Below are 25,548 nucleotides of genomic sequence, written 5' to 3'. Positions count from 1 at the left end.
CTATCAAGAAGAAGCGAGCTGTCGCGCGGCGGCGCGTCCGGCATGGCGGCCGGAGGCGAGGCAGGCGGTCAGCAGATAGCCGCCCGTCGGGGCCTCCCAGTCGAGCATTTCGCCTGCGGCGTAGAGGCCGGGCAGGGCGGTCAGTTCCAGATCGTCGGTGAGGCTGTCCCACGCGATGCCGCCCGCGCTGGAAATCGCCTCGGCGATCGGGCGCGGCGCGCCGAGAGGCACGGGCAAGGATTTTAGCGTTGTCGCAAGTTGCGTCGGGTCCTTGGGTAGCGGGCGTCCCCATTCCAGAGCGAGCGCGAGTTTCACCGGGTCCAGCTTCGCGCCTTTGCGCAGGCGGTTCGTAAGGCTCTGTTTGGGCGGGATCTTCGCAAGCCGTGCGGCAAGGTCTTCGGCGCTTTGATCCGGGGCGAGATCGAGGCTCAGCGGCGCGCCTTCGCGCAATTCGGCGGAAAGTTCATAGATGCCGCCGCCCTCAAGGCCACGCTCCGAGATCACGAATTCCCCGCGCGTGCGCCGGGTCGGCGTGATCAGCGCGGCCCCTTTCACGGGCTGGCCGAGCTGGTTTGCCATATGCGCTGACCAGTCGATCTCGAACCCCATGTTGGCGGGGGCAAAGGGGGCGATCTTTACGCCTTTCGCGCTCAGCCAAGGCGCCCATGCCGCATCCGAGCCAAGCCGCGGCCAGCTTGCGCCGCCAAGCGCGAGAATCGTGGCATCGGGGCTCAGGCTCTGGCGCCCCTCGGGCGTGTCGAAGATCAGCGCGTCGCCGTCGAAGCCCTGCCAGCGCCAGCGGGTGTGGATCGTGACGCCGAGAGATTCGAGCCGCGCGATCCAGGCGCGCAGCATCGGCGAGGCTTTCATCACCGTCGGGAAGACCCGACTGGTGGAGCCGGTGAACAGCTCGATACCAAGATCGCGGGCGAAACTCTGCGTCGCCTCGGGGCCGAACGCGCGCGTGATCGCGGCGATCTGCGGGTGGGAATAATGGGACAGGAAGACGTCGAGCGGCTCATCCTTGGTCAGGTTCAGCCCGGACTTTCCCGCCATCAGGAATTTGCGCGCGAGCGTCGGCTTGGCCTCTGCCAATGTCACGGCGACACCGGCCCGCGCCAGTTCCTCGGCTGCCATCAGTCCCGCCGGGCCGCCACCGATGACGAGCGCGGATTTCGCCGCCGCGCTCACCGCCGGGCCAGCATCGCGAGCCGCATCAGCGCGCGCTCCATCACCGCCATCTGCGGCGCGCGGCTGGCGGAGCGCAGGGTCAGGTCGGTCTCGACCAGTTCCTTCAGCGCGGTCTCCAGCTTGAACATGCCCCAGCTTTGCGCCTGCCGCTGCATCCGGTCGCGGCGCGGGCCGAAGATCGGCGGACGCATCCGGGCGATGCCTGCACCGGGGCCTTGCGGGTCGGAGGCCGCGGCATGCAGCGCGCGGAAATGGCGCATCGCGGCGATGGCGAGCTGCACGGGTTGCACCCCTTGGCTTTCCAGCCGCCGCATAACCGGACCAAGCTCGGGCGCGCGGCCCTCGGCCACGATGGAGAGCACGTCATCGACGCCTGCCTCGACCGAAGACGGCGCGCAGGCAGCCACATCGGCAGGGGCAAGCGGCGTAGTGTCACCGAATTTGTAGAGCGCGATCTTCTCGACGGTCTGGCGGAAATCGCCCGGATCGAGCGCCCGCGACAGCGCCACGAGATCGGTCATCGCGTCGTTCGAGATGTCGCGCAGACCGGCGCGGCGCAGGATATCCTCGATTTCCTCGCGGCTCGGCGGGTCGTCGTAAATCCCTACAGAATAGGCGTTGTTGTGACCCTCGAAAGCTTTGCGCAGCTTCGATTTCGCGGCGAGCGAGCCTGCGGTGATCACGATCTGCGCATCGCCTTCGCGCCATGCGTCGAGCGCGTTTTTCACTGCATCGGCCACCGCGTCGGTCGCGTCTTCGACGAAGGCCACGCGCGGGCCAGGGAAGAAGCCGACCTCCTTGATCGCATCGAGCAGCAGCGAGGGTTGCTTGCGCAGATCGCCGCCCGCGATCCGGCTCAGGCGCATCTCCTCTTCGCCCTTTGCGCCGATCAGTGCGGCGATGACTTCCTGACGGCGCAGGGCCACGCGCATCGCATCGCCCCCGAAGATCAGCAGGCCGGTGCGCTCTGGCTCGGGTTTGGCGAAATAGCGGGTCGCTGCTACGCCGGTCAGTTTCATTCCGGAAGGCTCGGTGCTTGGGACAGCAGGCGCGTCACGATCTGATCGGCAAGGATCACCATCAGACGGCGATGCGCGTCTTCCTGCGCGGCCTGTGAGGCGACCACGGTGCCGGTTGCGGACCACGAGGTGAAGGAGGTGACGCGCCCGGTCAGCAGCACGGCGTTATCGGCCGCATCGCGCAGCGTGTAATCCACAGTGCCGTTCAACTGGTAGCGCGTCGTCGCGTTGTCGGGCGAGATGCCCTGACCGACCGCCTCGGTGTCGATCTTGTAATCGAGCCGGTAGCGGGTGGCCTGCGACGGGCCGAGCCGGGCATTCAGCTGCTGAACGAGGGCGAAGGCGTCGCGCGTCGTGGGCGCAGCCGGTTCGACCCCTTTGAGCAGCTTCGCAGCCCCGCCCTGAGGCCCGTAGGCCGGGGTGAAGCCGCAGCCCGCGAGCAGGCCAGCGGCCCCCGCGAGCCCCAGAAATCCGCGTCTGTCAGATGACCACATTGACGATCCGCCCCGGCACAACGATCAGCTTCTTGGGCTGGCCACCGGCCAGCGCCTTGACCACAGCTTCGTCGGCCAGAACCAGCTTTTCAACCTCTTCCTTCGGCATGTCCTTGGGCACCGAAATCTCGGCGCGGCGCTTGCCGTTGATCTGGATCGGCAGCGTCACCGAATCCTCGACTAGCAGGGCCGGGTCCGCCTCTGGCCAAGGGGCTGCGATCACGAAACCTTCGCCGCCCAGCATCGACCAGACCTCTTCGGCGAGGTGCGGAACCATCGGCGCCATCAGTTGCGCCATCAGCTTCATCGCCTCGCGCTTGGTCTCGGCCCCGGCCTTCGATTTCGACATCGTGTTGGTCAGGCCGTAGAGCGTCGCGACCGCCTTGTTGAAGGTGAAGCCCTCGATCGATTTGGTGACCTCGTCGATTGCCTTGTGGGTGGCCTTAAGCAGCGCCGTATCCTCGGCCTCGTTCGCGGGCGCATCCGAATTGGCGATATCGTCGGCAATGCGGTGCACGCGGGCGAGGAATTTCGACGTGGCTTCGGCGCCAGCGGCGGTCCACTCCACGTCCCGCTCGGGCGGGCTGTCGGACATCACGAAGAAGCGGGCGGTATCGGCCCCAAACTCGGCGATGATGTTCATCGGATCGACGACGTTCTTCTTCGATTTCGACATCTTGGCCGAGGGGATGGTCTCGACCGCTTCGCCGGTCGCCTTCAGCTTACCGTCCTCGACCTCTTCGGGGAGGTGGTAGACGGGGCGATTCTTGGCGTCGCGCGTGAGGTAGATCTCGTGCGTCACCATGCCTTGTGTGAACAGCGCATCGAACGGCTCGATCGCTTTCGCTGGCAGGTGGCCGGTCTTGTGCATCGCGCGGGCATAGAAGCGCGAATAGAGCAGGTGAAGAATCGCATGCTCGATGCCGCCGATATATTGATCGACGTTCATCCAATACTCGGCCTCGGCCGGATCGGTCGGCGTGGCGGCACCGGGCGAGGTGAAGCGCGCGTAATACCAGCTCGAATCGACGAAGGTATCCATCGTATCGGTCTCGCGCTGACCCGGCCCGCCGCAATTCGGGCAGGTGCAGTCGCGCCAGCTGGGATGACGGTCGAGCGGGTTGCCAGGTATCGAGAAGTCGATCTTCTGGCCGTCCTCGTCGTAAGGCAGCTCGACGGGCAGGTTTTCCTTCTTCTCCGGCACCACGCCGCAGGTCTCGCAATGCACGACCGGAATCGGGCAGCCCCAGTAGCGCTGGCGGCTCAGGCCCCAGTCGCGCAGGCGGAACTTGGTCACGCCCTGACCGATGCCGTTTTCCTCGCAGAAGGCGATCGCGGTTGCGACGCCCTCTTCGCCGGTCTGCACTTCGTCGCCCGCGAAGCCGCGGATATAGCGGACTTTTTCCGATTTCAGCGGGACGTATTCGGCGTCGGGATAGTCACCTTCGAGCGGCTCGAAAACGGGCGTGATCGGCAGCTCGTATTTCGTCGCGAATTCGAAGTCGCGCGCGTCATGCGCCGGGCAGCCGAAGATCGCGCCGGTGCCGTAATCCATCAGGATGAAATTCGCGATATAGACCGGCAGTTCCCAGCTCGTGTCGAGCGGGTGGCGGACCTTGATGCCGGTATCCATCCCCAGCTTCTCGGCAGTCTCGATGGCTTCTTCTGTCGTGCCGCCCGCGCGGCATTTCGCGACGAATTCCGCGACCTTGGGATCGTGGCGTTCCAGATGTTTGGCGAGCGGATGATCGGGCGAGATCGCCGCAAAGCTCGCACCGCGCAGCGTGTCGGGGCGGGTCGTGTAGACCTCCAGCCGGTCGAAACCTTCCGGCGCATCGACGGTCGAGAAGGCGAATTGCAGGCCGCGCGATTTCCCGATCCAGTTTGCCTGCATCAGGCGCACCTTCTCGGGCCAGTCTTTCAGGTTGTCGAGCGCGTCGAGCAGTTCTTCGGCATAGTCGGAAATCTTGAAGAACCACTGCGTCAGCTCGCGGCGTTCGACCTCGGCGCCAGAGCGCCAGCCCTTGCCGTCGATCACTTGTTCATTGGCAAGCACGGTCATGTCGACCGGGTCCCAGTTCACCACCGCGTTCTTGCGATAGACGAGACCGGCCTCGAGCATGTCGATGAACATCGCCTGCTGTTGGCCGTAATAGTCCGGGTCGCAGGTCGCGAATTCGCGCGACCAGTCGATCGAGAGGCCCAGCGGCTTCATCTGGTCCTTCATTACGGCGATATTGCCGTAGGTCCAGTCCTTCGGGTGACCGCCATTGTCCATCGCGGCGTTCTCGGCGGGCATCCCGAAAGCATCCCAGCCCATCGGATGCAGCACGGAAAAGCCCTTCGCCATCTTGTAGCGCGCGACGACGTCGCCCATCGTGTAGTTGCGCACATGGCCCATATGGATGCGGCCCGACGGGTAGGGGAACATCTCGAGGACGTAATATTTCGGCTTGGCCGGATCACGGCGCGCGGCGAAGAGATCCGCCCTGTTCCAGGCCTCTTGCCATTTCGTCTCGCTCTGGCTCGGTTCGTAGCGTGCCATGTCGGGCCCCTCATCACGTCGAATTCTGCGCGAGCTTGCTACACTGGCCTTGGGGGCGAGGTCCAGCCGCCGCGCTCATTTGGACAGAAATATCCCCGCCGGAGGCTGGCTCGGGCGGGGATCTGAATGCGTCCTGCGGTCGACTTTCGGGATCAGAGTTGTGAGTCGCGGACCCGCAGCTGACGTGCGCGGGTGAGAATCGCGTTCTCCACGGCGCGCTGCGTATCGGCGGAAACTGCTCCGCCCCGGGTGCGGATCGACACTTTCAGCGAGCGCGCATCGAGCGCCGGATCGGTGACGTAAACAGTGGCTTTGTAGGCGCGACCGCCGCCCGGCGGGGTGCCGTAGCCGGTCACGATGACGCCGGAGAAGGGGTCAACCTCTTGAATCGGCAGGAAGTCGAGCACTTCGAGCGAAGCCTGCCAGAGATACTTGTTCACCTCGACGGTGATGTTCGGATCGCCCTTGCCGCTGAAGAGGTCCCAAACGGTGGATTTCTTCTGAACGCGGCGCGAGGGCCCGTCGGCAACGGCCTCGTTGGTGCCTGCCATATGGCTAAGCTGATTAGCGTCGCGCTGCGCGGGGGTCCCACCGCTACCCGAGAAGATGTTGCCGCTCGAGATACCCTTGCCGCAGCCTGCGAGCGCGAGGCACAGGCCCAGAATTGCCGTGCGTTTCAAAAGGGTTCTGGAAGTCATGCGAAGCTGTCCCCGTCGGCCTGCGTCATTGGTTGCCTTTTCTCTAGCCCATGGCCCCAAGCCCGACAAGGTTTTTCCCTTTTCGCCCCGGAATTCGCCCGATCGGCCCGCTGCCATTCGCGGGTCTTGTGCCGCTATACACGCACATGAGGGCTCTCGCGAGGCGGTGGCAAGGAAAGGCTGCAAAGGCTGGCTGACGTTACTGTGACATGTCTGCACCATCAAACACCCTATTCGACCGGGGCGGGCGCTTTGAGTTGCAATAAAAGGGGTGGGGAGAGAAAACACCGTCATACCCAACTTCGGATTCCCCAGGTTGGGGGTTACCTGTAAGACAATGAGGGAAAACGATGAAAAAGGTTCTCTTCGCGACGACCGCGCTCGTGTTCTCGGCTGGCATCGCTGCCGCTGAGGTCTCGGTTGGCGGCGACGGCCGCATGGGTGTCGTGTATAACGGCTCCGACTGGAACTTCTCGAGCCGTATCCGCGTCTCGTTCACCGCTTCGGGCACCACCGACGGTGGCCTCGAGTTCGGTGGCTCGGTCCGCGCTGACCAAGCTTCGAAAGCGACCAGCGGCACCGCTGCTTCGGTCTACATTTCCGGCGCATTCGGCAAGCTCTCGATGGGCGACGTTGTCGGCGCTCCGGAAGCTCTGTTCGGCGACCTGCCGGAAGTCGGCTACACCGACCTCGACGGTGCTGGCCTCAGCAACATTTCGACCGCGTTCGGTGATCGCAACAACGTGGGTGCGAACGAAATCCCGTACCTGACCGGCGACAACGGCGGCATGGTTGTTGATAGCACCGACAACTCGGGCCCGAACCTGCTGTACACCGGCACCTTCGGTGCGTTCTCGGTCGCGGCGTCGATGTCGGACGGCAAAGCTGGCTCGACCAGTGTGAATCAGGAGTACGCGGTTGCCGGCGCTTACACCTTCGGTAACTACACCGTTGGCCTGGGCTACGAGATCGTCGACCCGACGACCGGTTCGAACGCGAAGCAAGCAATGATCTCGGGTGTTGCTCAGTTCGGCAACACCTCGGTCAAAGCCTACTATGCGGACGGCAGCGGCAGCAACACCCTCGACAAAGGTTACGGCATCGGCGCGACTTCGGTCTTCGGTGCGACCTCGGTCATGGCTTACGTCAACTACGCCAAAGACTCGGACGGCGCTGAAGGCACCGCTTACGGCCTCGGCGCTGCGTACGATCTGGGCGGTGGCGCTTCGATCGTCGGTGGTGTTGCAGACAGCGACATCGACGGCACCGACACCCAAGCCGACCTCGGCGTGAAGTTCTCGTTCTAATCCTTCGGGACAGAACGATGGGAAGAGCGGGCCTTGCGCCCGCTCTTTTCTTTTTAGGTCCTTCGGTGTTTCTTGGGCGCGCTGACGAGGGAGGGCCAGATGGGACTGAGCGAGATTCAGGCGCGGATTGCGAAAGCGGAAGACGAGGCAGGGCGCGACGCGGGATCGGTGAAGCTGATCGCCGTGTCGAAAGTTCAGCCCGCCGAGCGAGTCGAGGCGGTTCTGCGCGAAGGGCATCGGCTCTTCGGCGAAAACTACGTGCAGGAAGCGCAAGGCAAATGGCCCGCCTGGCGCGAGGAATTTCCCGGCTGTGAGGTCCACATGATCGGGCCTCTGCAGTCGAACAAGGCGAAGCTGGCGGTGGAGCTGTTCGAGGCGATTCACACGCTCGACCGGCCCTCGCTGGGCAAGAAGCTGGCCAATCTGGCGCAGACGCGCGGGGCTTCTCCCGATCTTTTCATTCAGGTCAATACTGGCGAGGAGCCACAAAAAGCGGGCGTGCTGCCCGATGATGTCGACGCTTTCGTCGCGGACATGCGGGCGAAGGATCTTCCGGTCGTCGGGCTGATGTGCATCCCGCCCGAATCCGAAGACCCTGCGCCGCATTTCGCGATGCTGGCCGAGATGGCCGGGCGCAACGGGCTCGACGGTCTCTCGATGGGGATGAGCTCGGATTTCGAGAAAGCGATCGCGGCGGGCGCAACCCATGTGCGCGTGGGTTCGGCAATCTTCGGCGCGCGCGACTATTCCTAAGCTTTGTCCCGGGCGTCGAGCGCCGGGGGCTTTCCGCCCCCGGACCCCCGGAGGATATTTCCTCCAAGCCGAATTGGAATGTCGAGCGGTTCGCCCGGTGCAACATGCTGCGCGATCCAGATCAGGTGGTCCCGGCGGAAGGCGAGGCAGCCTGCGGTAGGGTAGCCCGCGCGGCGGCGCTGATGCAGGAAGATGGCCGAGCCTTTGCCTGCCTGCGCCTGCGGATAGTTCCAATCGGTGACCAGTACGATGTCGTAAAGCGGATCGGCGCGCCGCATCGCCTCATGCGAGGCGGGGTAGGGTGGGCGAACCAATTGGTTATAGGCCGAATCCTCGGAGGCGTCGCACCACAGATCGCGCGGCCCGATCGGTTCGGCCCAGTCTTGAGGCGCGACAATTCGATCCGCGCGGTAGAACATCCGCAGGATGTGCAGCCGCCCCGAGGGGGTCGCGCCGTCGCCCTCCTGCTTGCTGCCGGTGATGCCGCCGCGGCCGATCTCGACCGGGAAACGGCGACCGCGAAACAGCAGGCCCGTGGGCGTCAGGCGCATCACAGGATATGCCCCGATTTCGCCGCCTTGGTGGCCAGGTAGTTTTCGTTATGGCGGCTCATGCCGACCTTCAGCGGCACGCGCTCGGTCACGTCGATGCCGTTGGCCTCCAGCATCGCAACCTTGGCGGGGTTGTTGGTCAGCAGCCGCACCTGCGAAAACCCGAGCTTGCGCAGCAGCGCCGCGCCGATCCGGAAATCGCGCTCGTCATCCTCGAAGCCGAGGCGGTGGTTCGCCTCCACCGTGTCGAATCCCTGATCTTGCAGCGAATAGGCGCGCATCTTGTTGGCAAGCCCGATCCCGCGCCCCTCCTGATTGAGGTAGAGCAGGATGCCCGCGCCCTCATGCCCCATCAGCGTCAGCGCCGCGTCCAGCTGCGGGCCGCAATCGCATTTCAGAGAGCCCAGAACGTCGCCGGTGAAACAGGCCGAATGCAGCCGTGCGAGAACCGGTTTCGAGCGATCCGGGCGACCGATCTCGATCGCGTAATGCTCCTCGGCGCCATTGTCGGGGCGGAAGATATGCAGGCGCCCCGCTTCGGCGGCGCGCATCGGCACGCGCGCGGCAGAGACCGGGGCGAAAGCCTGCGGGATGTCGGCAGCGGCGAGCGCCTCTTCGGCGGTGATGCAGGTCAGATCCGTCGGCGTGGGGTCGGGCGCTGCGACCATCAGCGCTGCGGGCAGAAGCTGGGCGGACTTTGCCAGCCGGATAGCGGCACGGGAGAGATCCGCATCGCCGCCGCGAAGGGCCTTGAGCGGGCCTTTCATCGGCACGCGCAGATCGTCTGCCGGATCGGCGAGCGCGCGCAGCCAGAGCAGATCGGCGTCTGCAGGCACTTCGATCCGGGCAATATCGGCGTCATAGACCCGGGCTTTCAGCGTCTCGGCCCGGCGCGCGGTCAGCACCAGCGTCAACGGCCCCAGCGCGCGCAACGCCGCCAGCCGCTCGGGCGAGAGCGTTTCGACCGCCACCGCGAGGTGATCTGACAGCAAGACGGGCAGCCCCATGCGCAGATCGGCGCGGGCGCGATTCAGTCGTTCAGCCGGGCTCGGCCCGAGGAAATAGGTACCGGTCATGCGCTCTGAGATAGCCTCGACTGTAACAAATTGAAATATCTGCCGGTGATTCGACACGTCAGCGTGAGATAGGTTTCACCACCCTTGCCATCGCTGTGAAAGGGCAACAGCTATTCGTCAAACGCAAATGGAGGCTCAGGACATGGCATCATTGAAGAAGGTCCTTTTGGTTGACGATGACAACGATCTGCGCGAGGCGCTCGCCGAGCAGCTCGTCGCGACCGATGATTTCGAGGTGTTCGAGGCCAGCAATGGTCACGAAGCTGTAGATAAGGCGAAATCGACGCTTTACGACCTCGTCGTTCTGGATGTGGGCCTTCCCGACACCGATGGCCGTGAACTGTGCAAGAAGCTGCGCAAAAGCGGTGTGAAATGTCCGATCGTGATGCTCACCGGGCATGACACCGACGCCGATACGATCCTCGGCCTCGACTCCGGCGCCAACGACTACGTCACCAAGCCCTTCAAGTTCCCGGTGCTTCTGGCCCGTCTGCGCGCCCAGCTTCGCACCCATGAACAGTCTGAAGACGCCGTATTCCAGCTCGGCCCGTATACGTTCAAGCCCGCGATGAAGATGCTGGTCGACGACAAGGACCGCAAGGTGCGTCTGACCGAGAAGGAAACCAATATTCTAAAGTTCCTCTATCGCGCGACCGACGGCGTGGTGCCGCGCGACGTGCTGCTGCACGAGGTCTGGGGCTATAATGCGGGTGTCACCACCCACACGCTCGAGACGCATATCTATCGCCTGCGTCAGAAGATCGAGCCCGATCCCTCGAATGCACGCCTGCTGGTGACGGAATCGGGCGGCTATCGTCTGGTGGCCTGAACTGAAGCGTTTCGCGCGGCATGGGCTGCGTGACGCGCGCCAAGGTTGGAAATGAGGAAGGCGGCTCCTGCGGGGGCCGCCTTTTCCTTATGCGGCGCTTGGGATGCGCGGCTCAGACCGTGGGGTAGATGTCTTCCTCGGCCTCTTCGAGCGAGATACCAAGCGCATTCAGCCCGTCTTCGAGATGATCGGCCAGCATCGGATTGCCCAGCAGGTAATCTTCGGTGGGCGCGGTGGCCTCGGCCTTGGCGGTGGCGATCGCCTCATCCAGTTCCGACGCGTCATAAGTGTCGCGCCCGACCCACATCACCGCAGTCAGACCTGCTTGCTCATCCTCGTTCAGCGCGGCGATGAAGGCACGCAGCTCACGGGCTTGGCCGGAGCCGGGCACGCCCGCGTCGAACTTGCGGGCGCGGATGATGACATGGGCGATTTTGGCGGGGCTGATGGTGAGCATGTATCCCTCCTGAGGCTTGAGTTTGCGCCTCCGCCCTCTTTTGCGCAAGCGGCAATAGGTGTCAGTCTTCCTCTTGCACGAGCGCCGGGGCGGAGACCGCGCGCGGATGGCTGTCGACCAGCGCGGGCGTCTCCAGCGTGCCGCCATCGGGCACGACGCCCATCTGTTCGAAGCGGCGGGCGGAAGGCAGCACGCGGCTTTCCAGCGAGCCCACCGCCTTGTTGTAGCTCTCGACCGAGCGGGTCAGCGCCTTGCCGACGGATTCGACATGGCCGCCGAAGGTCTTGATCCGCTCGTAGAGATCCTTGGCGGTCTTCTGCACTTCGATGGCGTTGCGGGCCATCTTCTCCTGCTGCCAGCCATAGGCGATGGCTTTCACCAGCGCCATCAGCGTCGTCGGCGAGGCGATCAGCACCTTGTTCTCGAACGCGTATTCGATAAGGCCCGGATCGGCCTCGGCGGCGGCGGCCACGAAGGTCTCGCCGGGGATGAACATGACGACGAAATCGGGCGTCTCGTGCAGCTGGTCCTGATAGGATTTCGAGGACAGCAGCTTCACATGCTGACGCACCTGCTGCGCGTGGCGGGTGATGGCCGCGTTCTGCAGTTCCGGGGTCTCCGCCTCCAGCGCATCGAGATAAGCCTCGAGCGGGGTCTTGGCGTCGATCACGATGCTCTTGCCGCCGGGGATATGCACGATCGCATCGGGACGGCGCGCGCCTGCATCGGTCTGGAAATGCTGCTCGAGGTGGAAATCCACGTTCTCGGACATCCCCGCCATCTCGAAGACCTGCCGCAGCTGCATTTCGCCCCAGCGCCCCCGCGTCTTCGGCGCCCGTAGCGCCTGCACAAGCTTGCGGGTCTCCTGCCCCAGATGCGCTTGCCCTTGGGCCAGCGTCTTCACCTGCGCATGGATCGCGCCGTAAGCCTCGTTGCGGGCCTTCTCGATCGACTGGATCTGCTCGCCGAACTCGTTGAGCCGGGTGTTGAGCGGCTTCACCAGATGCTCGATCGCGTCGCGGCGGCGGTCGAGTTCCTCCTTCGCGGTCTTCTCATGGGTTTTGAACCGTTCCGAGACGAGCGCCAGGAAAGCCTCGGAGTTCTTCTGCAGCACGCCGGAGGCGACCGAGGAGAACCGATCCTCGATCTCCTTCTTCATGCCGCGCAATTCTTCGAGGCGCGCCGCATGTTCGCGCTGCAGGCTCTCATAAGCCTCGGACTTGGCAACGCGCGCCCGGTATTCGTCGTTGAGCGCGTTTCGCGTACGCTCCAGTGTGGCTTCGACCTCGTGCAGACGTTCTGCCGCAGCTTCAGAGGCAGCGAGCGCCTCGCGCAGGTTCTGAGCCTCTTCGCGGTAAGGTTCGGCCTCGGCAAGATCGGCATCCAGTTCCGCCGCGCGCTTGCGCGCAGACAGCCACAGCCCGGCGAAGATCAGCGCGACGACGACTGCGCCGATCAGAGCCTGAACCACGGGATCGTTAAGGTCGAGCGTGAGGGAACCGAGCTGGATCATGTGCGGCCAAACAGTCTTTCAATATCGCTGAGCTTCAGTTCGACATATGTCGGACGCCCATGGTTGCATTGGCCGGAATGGGGGGTGGCCTCCATCTGGCGCAGCAGCGCGTTCATCTCGTCGGCGCGCATCTGGCGGCCCGAGCGGATCGAGCCGTGGCACGCCATGCGGCTGAGTACCGCTTCGATCTTGGCCTGCACCAACTGGCTGTCGCCCAGATCGGACAGCTCGTCGAGCACGTCGCGCAGCAGCCCCTCGGCATTGATTTCGCCCAAAACGGCAGGGGTCTCGCGCACCGCAATCGCGCTGCCGCCGAAGGGTTCGATGGTCAGCCCAAGGCGGGAAAGCGCGTCGGCATGTTCCAGGAGCAGCGCGGCGTCGCCTTGAGAAAGCTCCACAATCTCGGGGATCAACAGCGCCTGCGCGGGCACGCCGTTCTCGGCCATCTGGCCCTTCAGCTTCTCATAGACCAGCCGCTCATGGGCCGCGTGCTGATCGACGATGACGATGCCGCGCTCGGTCTGGGCGATGATGTAATTCTCATGCACCTGCGCGCGGGCAGCCCCCAAGGGCTTTTCGGTCAGCGCGGGCTCTGCGGGGGCCGGTGCCTCGGCCCGCGCCGAGGGCGCATAGTCGAAGCTGGGCGCAGGGGCCTCTTGGAAGGACGGCTGCGGGTAGGATGGGGGCTGATAGGCCGGATCGGGCAGCGGCGCCTGCGCGGAGTAGGACGACCGCATCGCGCCAAGGCTCGGGCGATCCATCTGGTAAATGCGCGGTGGCTGATCGGCGGTCGGTTCGGGCCGCATCGCGCCGAGCGTCGCATCCGAGACGGTCGAGGACGCCCGATGCCCCGCTTGCGCCAGCGCATGGCGTAGCCCCGTCACGATCAGCCCGCGCACGGTCGCGGCCTCGCGGAAGCGGACCTCGGCCTTTGCGGGGTGGACGTTGACGTCGACGCGCTCGGGCTCGCAGGTCAGGAACAGGCAGGCGGCGGGGTGACGCTCGCGGCTGAGGAAATCCATGTAAGCCGCGCGCAGTGCCCCGGTCAGCTGCTTGTCGCGCACGGGGCGGCCATTGACGAAGAGGAACTGCTCCACCGCCGCGCCGCGCGAATAGGTGGGCAGCGCGGCATAACCGGTCAGACGGATATCTTCGCGCTCAGCGTCGATCTTCACCGCGTTGTCCGAAAAGGCCCGCCCGATCACCCGGGCCAGACGCTCGGACAGCGCGTCGAACAATTCGCCCTGCTCGCCATCGGCGCGGAAAATCTCGCGCGATTTGCCGTTGGACACATCGGTGAGGGTGAAGCTGACATAGGGCTCCGCCATCGCCAGCCGTTTCATCACATCGGCGATCGCCTGCGCCTCGGCACGGTCGGTGCGCATGAATTTCAGACGTGCGGGCGTGGCGAAGAACAGGTCGCGCAGCTCGACCACGGTGCCCCGGTTCAGCGCCGCCGGTTTCACCGGGCCGATCTGGCCGCCCGCCACGCTGATCTGGAAGGCGTCGAGACCATCGACGCGCGAGGTGATCGTCAGCCGTCCGACCGCGCCGAGCGAGGGCAGCGCCTCTCCGCGAAAGCCGAAAGTGTGGATGTTGAGAAGGTCCGAGCCGTCGATCTTCGAGGTGGCATGGCGCGAGAGCGCCAGCGGCAGATCCTCGGCGGTCATCCCGCAGCCGTCGTCGGTCACGCGGATCAGCGTCTTGCCGCCATCGCAATATTCCACCGCGACCCGCGAGGCGCCCGCGTCCAGCGCGTTCTCCACAAGCTCTTTCACCGCCGATGCCGGACGTTCGACCACTTCGCCTGCCGCGATGCGGTTTGCCGCAGCGTCATCGAGCTGCCGGATCACGGGACGCTCAGACGCGCCGATATTGCGGTTGTGCTGGTTCATTCCACTAGGGATAGCATGGCGCGGCGCTCATCTAAAGAGATTCGCGCCAGCTATCCCCAGCGAAATCAGTTCAGGCCCTGCGGGCGTCCGACGACGACGAAGGTCAGGTTGTCGGGGTTCAGGATGCGCTTGGCCACGCGCTGGATATCCTCCTTCGTGACCGCGTTCACCTTGTCGTTGCGGGTGTCGATATAGCTCGGCGCCATGTCGTTGAGCTGCATCCCCGTGAGAATGCCCGCGATCGTGCCATTGCCGTCGAAACGCAGCGGATAGGCACCGGTGAGGTAGGTCTTGGCGTCCTCCAGCTCCTTGTCGGTGACCTTGCCGGTCGCCGCTTTTTTCCACTGTTCTTTCACGACCGAGATCGCCTCTGCGACCTTCTCATTGGCGGAGGCAAAGCTGCCCTGCCAAGTCTTCGCCAGATCCTTGTCGACGATATAGGAGGCGATGCCATAGGTCAGGCCGCGTTTCTCGCGCACCTCGTCCATCAGGCGCGACGAGAACCCGCCCGCGCCGAGGATCTGGTTGAGGACATAGGCCGCGAAGAAATCGGGGTCTTTCAGCCCGATCCCCTTCTGGCCGAACATCACCACCGATTGCGGGCTGTCGAAATCGACCGTAGTCACGCCGCCCTTGAAGCTCGGATCCGCGGGGGGTGGCATGTCGGCGCCCTTGGCGGGCAGATCGCCCAGCAGCTTGTCGAGCATCGGCCCGAGTTCTTCCGGGGTGATGTCGCCCACTGCGGAGACCACCATGTGATCGCGGGTCATCACACGGTCCTTGGCCTCGAACAGGTCCTCGCGCGTCAGGCCCTTCACGCTCTCGGTGGTGCCGTTGAGCGAGCTACCATAGGGATGATCGCCATAGGTGATCTCGCGGAATTTCTCGCCCGCGATGTCGTTCGGGTCCTGTTTGCTCGACGCGATCACGGCGAGCACCTGCTGGCGCACGCGTTCGATTGCGCTTTGATCGAAACGCGGATTGACCAGCGCCTCGCGCAGAAGATCCACGGATTTGTCGCGGTTCTCGGTCAGCATCCGGGCCGAGATGTCGAGCGAGTCGTCGCCCACATCGAAGCCGAACTGTGCGGCCAGTGCTTCCTCGGCCTCGGCGAATTGCTGCGAGTTCTTCTCTCCCGCGCCTTCTTCGAGCGTGGCGGTCATCAGGTTGATCGCGCCGCGCTTGCCTTTGGCATCGAGGCTCGCCCCGCCCCGGAAGGCGATGTCGAGCGCGGTGAAGGGGATGTCGTGATTCTCCACCAGCCACGCCTTGATGCCGCCGGGCGAGGTGACCTGCTGAATGTCGATCGCGCGGGCGGGCAGGGCCAGCACGAAGGCGAAGAGCGACGCCATCACGAGGCGCGCTGTGATCGGGAAACGGGTATGGATCATTGCGTGATCTCCTGCGCGGTCACGGGCGGCGCGGCGGGGGCCGCAGTCTCGGCGGGGGCGTCATCGGGACGCTTGGCATAGCCCGTCACCGAGGACTTGTTCTGGAACAGATCGCGGGCCGCGGCCATCACGTCCTCCTCGGTCACCGACATCAGAACGTCCGGCCAGTCCTCGACATCCTTCACCGTGAAGCCCGAGGCCAGTGCTTCGCCATAGCGCCGTGCGAGGCCCTGGGTGTTGTCGCGCGAATAGATCTCGGAGGCCTTCACCTGCGTCTTGATGCGGGCAAATTGCTCAGGGTCGATGCCTTCCTTCAGAAATTGCGCCAGCGCCTTGTCGAGTGCCTTTTCGGCCTCGGGGAGGCTCACATCCTTGGCAGGCATGACCGAGAGGTTGAACGTCGTCGGGTCGATCGACATGCCGTCATAGTAGCTCGACGCGTAGATCGCGGTGCCGTCGCCGTAGATCAGCTTTCGGCCAAGTACGGAAGTCGCCTGATTGCCGCCGAGAATCTCCGACAGAACGGTCAGGGCGGCCGCGCGCTTCTGATCGCCCGGATTGCGCTCGGGGGCGAGATAGGTGCGGACCAGATAGGGCTGGGCGACGCGGGCGTCCTCGAAGGTCAGGTGGCGCGCGGCGCGTTGCGGCGGCTCTTGCGGGCGGGCGCGGGGCGACAGGTCCTCGGTCGGTTTCAGCTTGCCGTAATACTTCTCGGCCAGCGCCTTCACCTCGTCGGGCTTCACATCGCCCGCGACCACGAGTACCGCGTTATTGGGCGCGTAATATTCGTGATACCACTTGAGCGCGTCCTGCCGGGTCAGGCCTTCCATTTCCTTGCGCCAGCCGATGACCGGCGTGCCATAGGGCGAGTTGAGGAACTGGGCGGCGCGCTCCTGTTCGTTGAACAGCGCCTGCGGGTTGGAATCGGTACGCTGCGCACGCTCTTCCAGGATCACCTGCAGCTCGGTCTTCGCGTCGTCGGGCGAGATACGCAGATTGCGCATCCGGTCCGCTTCCATCTTCATCACCAGCGGCAGTCGGTCCGCGGCGATGCGCTGGAAATAGGCGGTGTAATCGAAGCTGGTGAAGGCGTTGTCCGAACCGCCATTGGCGGCGACCGTCTTCGACAACTCGCCGGGGGCCATGGTGTCGGTGCCCTTGAACATCAGGTGTTCAAGGTAATGCGCGATGCCGGATTTGCCGCGCTTCTCGTCGGCCGATCCGGCTTTGTACCAGACCATATGGACCACGACGGGCGCGCGGTGATCTTCGATCACGACGCCTTTCAGACCGTTTTCCAACTCGAAAGTAGAGACGTCACCGGCCACCGCCGGGCTCAGACCTGCCAATGTCAGCAGGGCGAACAGGAATGCACGCAATGCCCAACTCCTCACAAGACACAGTTTCGGCGAAGATAAGCACTCTCGCTTCGCGTGCAAACGCCGGTGACGTTCTCGTGATGATTTTTCGGATTACTTGACCGCTTGCTGCGCTTCACCCGAGGGCGGGGCGCCCGGGGTGACGACGCCGAGACGGCGCCAGCGCTCGAGCTCTGCCGACTGGTCGAGCTCCATCGGCTTGTAGGCTTTGTAGTAGACCGAAACCTGGAACAGACGTTCGAGCAGGCGACCGTCGTGATCCTTGCGCCACTGGTAATCTTCGGCGGCGAGGGTCTGGCGGATGCCCGCCTGGCTGCCGTAACGCGAAGCCGCGGAGACGAGCGCCCGATCCGACGTCGGCACCTGGCCGTTCCGATCGAGGCGGCGCGGATTGCCGCCAAGAGCGGCGACGGCATCAGCCTCGGGCGTGGGATCGGTGATGTTCGCGCCGCCCGGCGTGGGGGGCGGCAGGGCATCCAGATTCTCCGGCATCTCCAACGGCTTCGTCGGAATTACGCCGAATTCGTCCGGGCCTTGGTGCGAAGACCGCAGATTCATCAGGCTGGGGTCGCGGGAATTGCCGCAGGCAGCCAGCGTCAGTACCGCTGTAAACGCGAGTCCGAGCGTGCCGATCTTCGCCTGCATGAACCACTCCCTTGCCAGTTCCGCCCCCGTCTTAACGCAACATTGGAGCGTCGTCACCTGCGAAAAACAGGCTAGCCTTCGTTGGGGCGATGGTCCTTGCCGGTGAACAGCACCAGACCGACAGCGCCGAGGAAAATCGCCACATCTGCCACGTTGAAAGAATAGGGGTTCTCCCAACCCGGTAGCGACATGTTGAGAAAATCCGCCACCGCGCCGTAAACGAGCCGGTCGACGACGTTTCCGAGCGCGCCACCGACCAGCAGCCCGGCCGAGATATTCACCCGGCGCGAATGCGGCTCACGCGCGATCCAGACCCAGACCCAGAGCGAAATCACCAGCGCGACGACAATCAGCACCCAGCGCATCCAGTCGGTTTCGCCGGAGAACAGGCCGAAATTGACGCCGCGATTCCATGCCATGCGAAAGTTGAGGTAGGGCGGCACCACGTCGATCGCGCCGCGCTGGTCGAGATGCATCCCCTGCACCACGATATATTTCGACACCTGGTCGAGGAGCAGGACGCCCGCTGTCACTTTCGCTGCTAGCCGCATCTGGCCCTCGTTTGTTTCTCGTCACGTCTTCATGCCAGAAGGTGCAGCCCGGCATCCACCGGGCTACGCAAAGATACGGGCGGATCAGTGGCGGAAATGGCGCATTCCGGTGAAGACCATCGCGAGACCACGCTCGTTCGCCGCGTCGATCACTTCCTGATCGCGCATCGAGCCGCCGGGCTGGATGATCGCGGTGGCGCCTGCCTCAGCCGCGGTGATCAGGCCGTCGGCGAAGGGGAAGAAGGCGTCCGAGGCCACGACTGACCCCTTGGTGGGAGTCACGCTCAGACCAGCGGCTTCCATCATGTCTTCCGCTTTGCGCGCCGCGATCCGGGTCGAGTCGACGCGGCTCATCTGGCCTGCGCCCACGCCGACGGTCGCGCCGTCCTTGACGTAGATGATCGCGTTCGACTTGACGTGTTTCGCGACTTTCCACGCGAACAGAAGGTCTTTCAGCTCCTGCTCGGAGGGCTGGCGCTCGGTCACCACTTTCAGATCGTCCAGCGAGATCACGCCGTTGTCCTTGTCCTGTACGAGGAAACCGCCCGCGACCTGACGATAGGTCGTGATCGGTGCGGTGATGTCGGGCAGGCCACCGGTTTCGAGAAGGCGCACATTCTTCTTCTTCGCGATAACCTCTTTCGCCGCCTCGTCCACCGAGGGCGCAATGATGACTTCGGAGAAAATCTTGGTGATCTCTTCGGCGGTCGCCGCGTCGAGCGTCTGGTTCAGCGCGATGATGCCGCCGAAGGCCGAGGTGCGATCGCAGTCGAAGGCGCGCTTATAGGCCTCGATCACGGTCTCGCCGGTCGCCACGCCACAGGGATTGGCGTGCTTGATGATCGCGACGGCGGGCTTCTCGGTGCCGAATTCCGAGACCAGCTCGTAGGCGGCATCGGTGTCGTTGATGTTGTTGTAGCTCAGTTCCTTGCCCTGCAGCTGCTTCGCTGTCGCGACGCCGGGCCGGTTCGTACCGTCGAGGTAGAAGGCCGCCGACTGGTGCGGGTTTTCGCCATAGCGCAGCGTTTGGGCGAGCGTGCCCGCGAAAGCGCGGCGGCGCGGGGTCTGCTCGCCGATGGCGCCGGCCATCCAGGTCGAGACGGCGGCATCATAGGCCGCGGTGCGCGCATAGGCGATCTGGGCGAGGCGCTGGCGGAACGGGTAAGAGGTCGCGCCATCATTCGCGTCGAGCTCTTCCAGCACGGCGGCGTAATCTTCGACATCCACGACGGTCGAGACAAACGCGTGGTTCTTCGCCGCAGCCCGGATCATCGCCGGGCCGCCGATATCGATATTCTCGATGCAGGTGTCGTAATCGGCGCCTTTCGCCACGGTTTCCTCGAACGGGTAGAGGTTCACCACCAGCAGGTCGATCGCCTCGATCTGATGCGCTTCCATCGCGGCGAGGTGTTCTTCGTTGTCGCGCAGCGCCAGCAGGCCGCCATGCACTTTCGGGTGGAGCGTCTTAACGCGACCGTCCATCATCTCCGGGAAGCCCGTCAGATCGGCCACGTCGCGCACGCTGAGGCCAGCTTCGCGCAGGGTTTTGGCGGTGCCGCCGGTGGATAGCAGTTCCACACCGCGCGCAGCAAGCGCTTGGGCGAAGTCGACCAGTCCGGTCTTGTCGGAAACGGAAATCAGCGCACGGGTCAGGGGGATCGGGCGGGTCACGGGCAGCTCCTCGCAAGGCTCAGGTCAGGGGCGCCCGGCCATCCTTGGGGGATCTGCCCCAAGGTCAGGGCGCGTCGATGGCCGAGGGGTTATCGCGTGCTTGCGAAAAGGTCCAGCCAATCTGGCAGGCCCGGTCCAGAACCTTGCTGGAAAGCACGATCTGTTGTGCAGGACGCGGGCGAATGCGCCCTTTTTCCAGGTAAACCGAGGGTTCCAATGCCAGATCGGCGACCCCGTCATGGCGGAAAATCCAGATTTCCCCGGTGCGCAGCGCGACCGAAACGGCGGTGCCACCCAGATCGAGTGCCGCGTCGCAATCGGGATGCAGGTGAAAGCGGATGTCGAAGGGAATGCCGCGCAGGCCTTCACGCTCGAAGATCTGGTCGAAGCGCTCGATATCCTGAGGCGTCATCGCGCCCAGCGTGTCGCGCCCGCGCAATTCGCGCCCGTCGACGGAGAGGTCCAGCTCGCGGATATGCGACATGCCGTGGGTCTCGGCATAGCCGTCATGGCCGAAGATCATCCCGGTCTCGGACAGGTCGTCGGGCTTGAACCAGACGTTTTTCGGCGTCTTGTCGAGAAAGGCGCGCGGCGCCCGTCCGAAGAGGCGCTCGGGGCCGAGGCGCGACGAGGAATAGCCGCGGATCGAGAGGGTCGAATGGCTGGCGGTGGCCCGGCCCGCCCGGTGCCAATCCGCGCCGAACTGCGCGCCCGAGCCGCAATTGACGATCAGCGGGCGACGACCGGAGGTCAGCTCGAAGGCCAGCGTCGACGCATGGGCATTGGCCGAGGCCTCGCCCTGCGGAGGTCGCGCCGCGTCGATGATGAGAGAGCCGCGCCCCCCTTGCATTCGCACATAGCCCATCGCGATCGGTTCGCGCCGCACGCTGCGGATGCCGGTCGCCGAGAGCGCTGCGTCGAGCCGCCCTTCGGGGCCGCGTCCGCCGCCGTGAAACCGCGCCAGCGCCCCATCGGAGTGGCGCAGTGCGCGTAGGGTGGGCGCAATCCGAGCGATCGCATCGAGGAGCGGACCCGGCGGCGTGCGCCCCGCCGTTTCCAATGCCTCGGCTGCCCAGTTGAGAAGCGTCAGGATCTCGAGCAGTTCCTCGGGGTTCCGGCTGGCGATCCCGCCCTCCGCGTCGATTTCCTGCGCGCAATCGCGCGACAGCGCCTCGAGCGCGGGGGCGGCGTGCCGCTCCATCCCGGTCAGCGCAAGTCCCGCATAGACGAGACCGGTCAGCGCCTCGAACCGGGGCAGCCCCTGCACCGCGCCGGACCAGCGCTTCGAAAGGAAGATCGTCTGCTTGCCCAAGGCGTGGAAGAAGCGGTCGGCATCCACGCGCTCGCGCCCGTTCAGAAGCAGGACCGCGTGGTTGATCCAGCGGATCAGGCGGCGCCCGGTCAGATCGGGCGTCCAGCCCGGCCCTTTGCCGTCGCCGAAGCGGTCGATCCAGCCGAAGACCCAATCCTGCGCGCGGATCCGGGCCTCGCGGGTGCCCAGCGCGGCGAGATCGTCCAGCCAACCGCAACCGTGAAGCGCATCCTCGAACGCGGGGTCAGGCATCGGCAGATCCCAGATATTGACCCCCGGACCTTCGATCAGGAAGCCGGCGAACAGGAAATTGCCCTGAACGAGTTGCCGCCCCTTGGCATAAGAGCCGATCGTGCGCGGTTCCGGCTGGCTGACGAAGCCGGTCACGGTTTGCGCACGGCCCGCGCGCGCAGCAGCGAGTCGGTTCAGCGCCATGCCGAATTTTGCCGATGATCGGGTTCTGTCCTTGCCCATTCCGTCGCCGCTTGCATGCCCTTCTGTCGGGGAATGCGGTCACGTTACTGGGAGGCAGGCGCGCTGTCACCGCCTGCGGTGCCAGTTCACGCAGAGCGTTGCAGTCGCGCCATGTAGAATCCGTCCATCCCCCCGAGATCAGGCCAGAAATCGGGCCGCAGGCGCAGCCCGCTTTCCTCGGTGATCCACGCGGGATTGATGCCGGGCAGATCGGGGCGGATCACGGTGAGGTCCGGATGCCGGGTGAGCGCCGCCTTGATCTGCGCCTCACCCTCTTCGGGCAGAAGCGAGCAGGTCGCATAGACCAGCATGCCGCCGGGTTTGAGCCATTGCAGCGCGCGGTCGAGGAGTTGTTCCTGAAGCGCGAAGAGCGGCTTGATCGAGGTGCCGTCCTTGATGAAGGGCAGGTCGGGATGGCGGCGGATCGTGCCGGTGGCCGAGCAGGGCGCATCGAGCAGGATCGCGTCGAAAGGCGCATCCGGCTCCCATTCGAGCGCGTCGGCGGCGACGATCTCGGCCTCCATCTGCGTCCGGTCGAGGTTTTCCGCGAGCCGCTCCAGCCGCGCCTCGGAAATGTCGAGGGCGGTCACATCGGCCCCCATCGCGGCGAGTTGCAGCGTCTTGCCGCCGGGGGCTGCGCAAAGGTCGAGCACCCGTGCGCCCGCCTCAGGGGCCAAAAGTTTCGCGGGCAGCGCGGCGGCGGCATCCTGTACCCACCACGCGCCGTCTTCGAAACCGGCTAGCTCGGACACTTTGCCCGGATCGGTCAGCCGCAGCGACCCAGTGGGCAGAAGCGTCGCCCCCAGTGTTTCGGCCCATCCTGCGGCTTCGTCCTTCACGCTCAGATCGAGCGGTGCGCCCGCCAGATGCGCAACTTCCATCGCCTGCGCGGCCTTCTTGCCGAAGGACGACATGACGCGCCCGCGCAGCCAGCCCGGCATTTCGGGCGCAGGCGTCGTGGCCCATTTATCGCCCTCCTCGGAGACCTTGCGCAGCACGGCATTCACCAGTCCCGAGAAGCTCTGCAACTTCGGCCCGGCCGATTTCACCAGCGTCACGGCGGCATCGACGACGCCATGCGGGGCTTGCTTTTCCTCCAGCAGCTCGACCGTGGCCAGCCGCAGGATCGCCATCACGTCTGTCGGCGTGCGACGGCGCAGATGCGGTTTGAGAATCCGGTCGGCGCGGCCCAGATGGCGCAGCGTCGTCGTCGCGAGGCGCTGGGCGCGAGCGCGTTGCGCAGGCTCCAGCCCGTCGAGCGCTTCCGCGCCGATTTGCTCGGAGAGGCTTTCGCGATCCTCGAGAACGCCCACGATCAGGCCAAGGGCTGCGCGGCGCGCGGGGTCGGGTCTGGACATGGGCTGCGGCTTCCTGGCTTGTTGCGGCTTAAGCGCAGGCCTATATCATGCCCCGATCCACAGACAAGAAAGGACGCGCCATGTCCGATCAGCCCGAAGATAAGCGCGACTTGCCGCCCGCAGCCCTGCGCGCGCTCGCCGAAGCCGAGGAGCGCCGCAAGAACGCGCAGGCGGCGGAACTCCCGACCGAGCTTGGCGGTCGCGACGGTCCCGAGCCCGTGCGCTACGGCGATTGGGAGAAGAAGGGCCTCGCGATCGACTTCTGATCGCGGCGCCCTTTGATGCCGGGGCAGGGGGCGTCGCCCCCTCGGCGCGTTGCGCCTCACCCCCAGGATATTTGAGCCAATCCGAAACTGCTGTGACTCAGAGCCCCAGCACGTCGAGCATGTCGTATTCGCCGGGGCGCTTGTCCTGACCCCAGAGCGCGGCCTTGAGCGCGCCGCGCGCGAAGATGGCACGGTCGGTGGCGACATGGCGCAGGATGATCCGCTCGCCCATGCCGGCAAACAGCACGTCATGCTCGCCCACGATATCGCCGCCTCGAATGGCCGAGAAGCCGATCGCGCCATGCTTGCGTGCGCCGGTGATACCGTCGCGGCCCGACTCGCGATTGCCTTCGAGCGAGATGCCACGGCCTTCCGCCGCCGCCTCGCCCAGCATCAGCGCGGTGCCAGAGGGTGCGTCGACCTTCTTGTTGTGATGGGCTTCGATCACCTCGATATCCCAGTCGGCATCGAGCGCCTGTGCGACTTTCTTCGTCAGCTGGGTGAGCAGGTTCACCCCGAGGCTCATGTTGCCCGCGCGCACGATCACCGCGTGACGGGCACAGGGCTTGAGCGCCGCGATGTCATCGTCATCCATGCCGGTCGTGCCGATCACATGGGTGAGGCGTGCCTGCGCCGCGATCTTCGCGAATTCGCGGGTGGCGGCAGGCGCGGTGAAGTCGATCACGGCCTGCGCCCCGGAAAACGCCTCCAGCGGATCGTCGGTCACGATAACGCCGTTCGGTGCGCCGCCCATCGCCTCGCCCAGATCCTGTCCGACCCAGTCGTGGCCCGTGCGTTCGACGGCGCCCAAAAGGCGCGCCTTGTCGCTCTCGCTCACGGTGCGGATCAGCATCTGGCCCATCCGGCCCGACGCCCCGGTGATCACGATGCCCGGCAGGTCGCTCATGTCTTTCTCCTTCACGGTTTCGCGCTATCTAGCTTGCACAGGCGCGCTTGGCAAAGCCCCCGTTGCGCAAAACCCGCAGACGCCCTATGTGAGCGCCATGGCAAAGAACCGTTTCTCCTCGGGCGATGGCCCCTCGCAACGTCAGCTTCGCATGGGCGAGTTGATCCGACGCACGCTGTCGGACCTCCTGATGCGCGGCGACGTGCATGATCCCGATCTCAGCCGCTTCTCGGTGACGGTGGGCGAAGTGCGCTGCTCTCCAGACCTGAAGGTCGCGACCGCCTATGTCACGCCCTTGGGCGGGGAAGGCGGCAAAGAGCTGATCGCGGCGCTCGCGCGCAACAAGGGCGAGCTGCGGCGTCTGCTGGGCAAAGAAATGACCGCGAAATACAGCCCCGATCTGCGCTTCCGGCTGGACGAGACTTATGACCGGCTGGACGAGACGCGCCGTATGTTTTCGGACGAGACGGTGCAGCGCGATATCGCTGCGCGGGACGATGACGAAGACGATGAAGACGATCGCAACTAATGCTGCCGCGCTGATGCTGCTGGCCACGCCTGCGCTGGCCGACGCTCCTTGCGCGGATCGCAGCTTCGACGGCGTGACCTACACGGTCTGCGAAGCGCAGCTCGGGCAGGACCTGAAGCTGTTCCTCGACGATCCCGATGGCAATCTGATCGGAACGCCCGAGCGGCTTTCCGAAGTCGTCCCCAAAGGCGACCGCGTTATCTTCGCGATGAATGCGGGGATGTACCATCCCGATCGCAAGCCGGTGGGCCTGTTCATCGAGAACGGCAAGGAACTGCATTCGATCGTCACCTCCGAAGGGCCGGGCAATTTCGGCCTGCTGCCAAATGGTGTCTTCTGCATCGGCGAGACATTCTCGGTGACGGAATCGCGCGCCTTCGCCGCTGACCCGAAGGACTGCACCTATGCGACGCAATCGGGGCCGATGCTGGTGATCGACGGCGCGCTGCATCCGAAATTCCTCGCCGACGGAACGTCGAAGAACATCCGCAACGGGGTGGGTGTCTCGGCCGATGGCAAGACCGCCTATTTCGCGATCTCCGATGCGCCGGTGAGCTTTCACGAATTCGGCCGTTTCTTCCGCGATAAGATGCAGGTGCCCAACGCGCTCTATCTCGACGGAAAGATATCTCGGCTGACCATTCCCGGCCAGGGGCGCGAGGATATGGGCCTGCCGATGGGGCCGATCGTGGCGCTGATCGCGCCCGCGGACCCCGCTGCTGGAGATTGACGGCTCG

24 protein-coding genes are annotated in these 25,548 nt (G+C 64.9%); 6 read left to right on the top strand and 18 right to left on the bottom strand.

Annotated features, from left to right (window positions below):
* Window positions 1-3: 3 nt before the first annotated feature.
* From B6V72_RS17020 to B6V72_RS17000, 5 genes are all read right to left on the bottom strand, one after another.
* On the bottom strand, window positions 4-1,191 hold the full coding sequence (locus tag B6V72_RS17020; protein ID WP_168173070.1) for a TIGR03862 family flavoprotein: 1,188 nt from the start codon (window positions 1,189-1,191) through the stop codon (window positions 4-6).
* Window positions 1,188-2,210, bottom strand: a complete 1,023-nt coding sequence (gene holA, locus B6V72_RS17015) for a DNA polymerase III subunit delta (protein WP_075776804.1) — start codon at window positions 2,208-2,210, stop codon at window positions 1,188-1,190. Before holA ends, B6V72_RS17020 begins: the two co-directional genes overlap by 4 nt.
* Complete coding sequence (gene lptE, locus B6V72_RS17010) at window positions 2,207-2,704, bottom strand: LPS assembly lipoprotein LptE (RefSeq protein ID WP_088736105.1); 498 nt, start codon at window positions 2,702-2,704, stop codon at window positions 2,207-2,209. The genes holA and lptE overlap by 4 nt, the downstream gene beginning before the upstream one ends.
* Window positions 2,691-5,249, bottom strand: coding sequence for a leucine--tRNA ligase (leuS, locus tag B6V72_RS17005; RefSeq protein WP_088736104.1), 2,559 nt, complete (start codon window positions 5,247-5,249; stop codon window positions 2,691-2,693). The genes lptE and leuS overlap by 14 nt, the downstream gene beginning before the upstream one ends.
* Before the next feature lie 152 nt (window positions 5,250-5,401).
* Window positions 5,402-5,947 (bottom strand): DUF3576 domain-containing protein, encoded by a 546-nt coding sequence (locus B6V72_RS17000; protein WP_088720537.1) that lies wholly within the window; start codon window positions 5,945-5,947, stop codon window positions 5,402-5,404.
* A 350-nt stretch (window positions 5,948-6,297) separates the two neighbouring features.
* Here B6V72_RS17000 and B6V72_RS16995 point away from each other — a divergent pair, with 350 nt between their 5' ends.
* Both B6V72_RS16995 and B6V72_RS16990 read left to right on the top strand, forming a co-directional pair.
* Complete coding sequence (locus B6V72_RS16995; protein WP_088736103.1) at window positions 6,298-7,254, top strand: porin; 957 nt, start codon at window positions 6,298-6,300, stop codon at window positions 7,252-7,254.
* A 99-nt stretch (window positions 7,255-7,353) separates the two neighbouring features.
* Window positions 7,354-8,007 (top strand): YggS family pyridoxal phosphate-dependent enzyme, encoded by a 654-nt coding sequence (locus B6V72_RS16990; RefSeq protein WP_088736102.1) that lies wholly within the window; start codon window positions 7,354-7,356, stop codon window positions 8,005-8,007.
* Here the strand turns inward: B6V72_RS16990 and B6V72_RS16985 are convergent.
* Both B6V72_RS16985 and ribA read right to left on the bottom strand, forming a co-directional pair.
* Window positions 8,004-8,558, bottom strand: coding sequence for a L,D-transpeptidase family protein (locus B6V72_RS16985; protein WP_088736101.1), 555 nt, complete (start codon window positions 8,556-8,558; stop codon window positions 8,004-8,006). The genes B6V72_RS16990 and B6V72_RS16985 overlap by 4 nt on opposite strands.
* On the bottom strand, window positions 8,558-9,634 hold the full coding sequence (ribA, locus tag B6V72_RS16980; RefSeq protein ID WP_088736100.1) for a GTP cyclohydrolase II: 1,077 nt from the start codon (window positions 9,632-9,634) through the stop codon (window positions 8,558-8,560). Before ribA ends, B6V72_RS16985 begins: the two co-directional genes overlap by 1 nt.
* 142 nt (window positions 9,635-9,776) lie before the next feature.
* Between ribA and B6V72_RS16975 the strand changes: the two genes are divergently transcribed.
* The gene (locus tag B6V72_RS16975) at window positions 9,777-10,463 is read left to right on the top strand and encodes a response regulator transcription factor (protein ID WP_075776812.1); all 687 of its coding nucleotides are present in this window, start codon (window positions 9,777-9,779) and stop codon (window positions 10,461-10,463) included.
* Between the two features lie 112 nt (window positions 10,464-10,575).
* Here B6V72_RS16975 and B6V72_RS16970 read toward each other — a convergent pair whose 3' ends face one another.
* The 10 genes from B6V72_RS16970 to B6V72_RS16925 all read right to left on the bottom strand — a co-directional run bounded on the left by B6V72_RS16970 (window position 10,576) and on the right by B6V72_RS16925 (window position 23,109).
* Window positions 10,576-10,920 (bottom strand): DUF3775 domain-containing protein, encoded by a 345-nt coding sequence (locus B6V72_RS16970; RefSeq protein ID WP_075776813.1) that lies wholly within the window; start codon window positions 10,918-10,920, stop codon window positions 10,576-10,578.
* 61 nt (window positions 10,921-10,981) lie between these two features.
* Window positions 10,982-12,433: a DNA recombination protein RmuC gene (gene rmuC, locus B6V72_RS16965; protein WP_088736099.1), complete on the bottom strand. Its 1,452-nt coding sequence runs from the start codon at window positions 12,431-12,433 to the stop codon at window positions 10,982-10,984.
* Window positions 12,430-14,328 carry a DNA mismatch repair endonuclease MutL gene (gene mutL / locus B6V72_RS16960; protein WP_088723419.1) on the bottom strand — a complete coding sequence of 633 codons (1,899 nt, stop codon included), beginning with the start codon at window positions 14,326-14,328 and terminating at the stop codon, window positions 12,430-12,432. Before mutL ends, rmuC begins: the two co-directional genes overlap by 4 nt.
* A gap of 65 nt (window positions 14,329-14,393) precedes the next feature.
* Entirely contained in the window at window positions 14,394-15,719 is a 1,326-nt protein-coding gene (locus B6V72_RS16955; protein ID WP_075776815.1) for a pitrilysin family protein, read from the bottom strand.
* Window positions 15,716-17,098 carry a pitrilysin family protein gene (locus tag B6V72_RS16950; protein WP_077701340.1) on the bottom strand — a complete coding sequence of 461 codons (1,383 nt, stop codon included), beginning with the start codon at window positions 17,096-17,098 and terminating at the stop codon, window positions 15,716-15,718. The genes B6V72_RS16955 and B6V72_RS16950 overlap by 4 nt, the downstream gene beginning before the upstream one ends.
* A 93-nt stretch (window positions 17,099-17,191) precedes the next feature.
* A complete protein-coding gene (locus tag B6V72_RS16945) occupies window positions 17,192-17,743 on the bottom strand; it encodes a DUF3035 domain-containing protein (protein WP_075776816.1) in 552 nt (183 codons plus the stop codon).
* 71 nt (window positions 17,744-17,814) lie between these two features.
* A complete protein-coding gene (gene lspA / locus B6V72_RS16940; RefSeq protein WP_088736098.1) occupies window positions 17,815-18,294 on the bottom strand; it encodes a signal peptidase II in 480 nt (159 codons plus the stop codon).
* 84 nt (window positions 18,295-18,378) lie between these two features.
* On the bottom strand, window positions 18,379-19,965 hold the full coding sequence (purH, locus tag B6V72_RS16935) for a bifunctional phosphoribosylaminoimidazolecarboxamide formyltransferase/IMP cyclohydrolase (protein WP_088736097.1): 1,587 nt from the start codon (window positions 19,963-19,965) through the stop codon (window positions 18,379-18,381).
* 64 nt (window positions 19,966-20,029) lie between these two features.
* Window positions 20,030-21,751, bottom strand: a complete 1,722-nt coding sequence (locus B6V72_RS16930) for a heparinase II/III family protein (protein ID WP_075776819.1) — start codon at window positions 21,749-21,751, stop codon at window positions 20,030-20,032.
* 86 nt (window positions 21,752-21,837) lie between these two features.
* Window positions 21,838-23,109 (bottom strand): transcription antitermination factor NusB, encoded by a 1,272-nt coding sequence (locus tag B6V72_RS16925; RefSeq protein ID WP_088736095.1) that lies wholly within the window; start codon window positions 23,107-23,109, stop codon window positions 21,838-21,840.
* An 80-nt stretch (window positions 23,110-23,189) separates the two neighbouring features.
* Between B6V72_RS16925 and B6V72_RS16920 the strand changes: the two genes are divergently transcribed.
* Entirely contained in the window at window positions 23,190-23,375 is a 186-nt protein-coding gene (locus tag B6V72_RS16920; RefSeq protein WP_075776821.1) for a DUF1674 domain-containing protein, read from the top strand.
* A gap of 97 nt (window positions 23,376-23,472) precedes the next feature.
* Here the strand turns inward: B6V72_RS16920 and dapB are convergent, their stop codons facing one another.
* Window positions 23,473-24,282, bottom strand: a complete 810-nt coding sequence (dapB, locus tag B6V72_RS16915; RefSeq protein WP_088736094.1) for a 4-hydroxy-tetrahydrodipicolinate reductase — start codon at window positions 24,280-24,282, stop codon at window positions 23,473-23,475.
* A gap of 97 nt (window positions 24,283-24,379) precedes the next feature.
* On the opposite strand from dapB, the gene rbfA reads away from it, so the two are divergent.
* On the top strand, window positions 24,380-24,811 hold the full coding sequence (gene rbfA / locus B6V72_RS16910; protein ID WP_075776888.1) for a 30S ribosome-binding factor RbfA: 432 nt from the start codon (window positions 24,380-24,382) through the stop codon (window positions 24,809-24,811).
* Window positions 24,792-25,541 carry a phosphodiester glycosidase family protein gene (locus B6V72_RS16905; RefSeq protein ID WP_088736120.1) on the top strand — a complete coding sequence of 250 codons (750 nt, stop codon included), beginning with the start codon at window positions 24,792-24,794 and terminating at the stop codon, window positions 25,539-25,541. The genes rbfA and B6V72_RS16905 overlap by 20 nt, the downstream gene beginning before the upstream one ends.
* Window positions 25,542-25,548 lie beyond the last annotated feature (7 nt).

Origin of the sequence: Thioclava sp. F34-6, assembly GCF_002213235.1 — a bacterium.
Classification (GTDB): Bacteria; Pseudomonadota; Alphaproteobacteria; order Rhodobacterales; family Rhodobacteraceae; genus Thioclava; species Thioclava nitratireducens.
The sequence above is the reverse complement of the archived record's forward strand: the minus strand, read 5'-3'. Positions and strand labels throughout refer to the sequence as shown.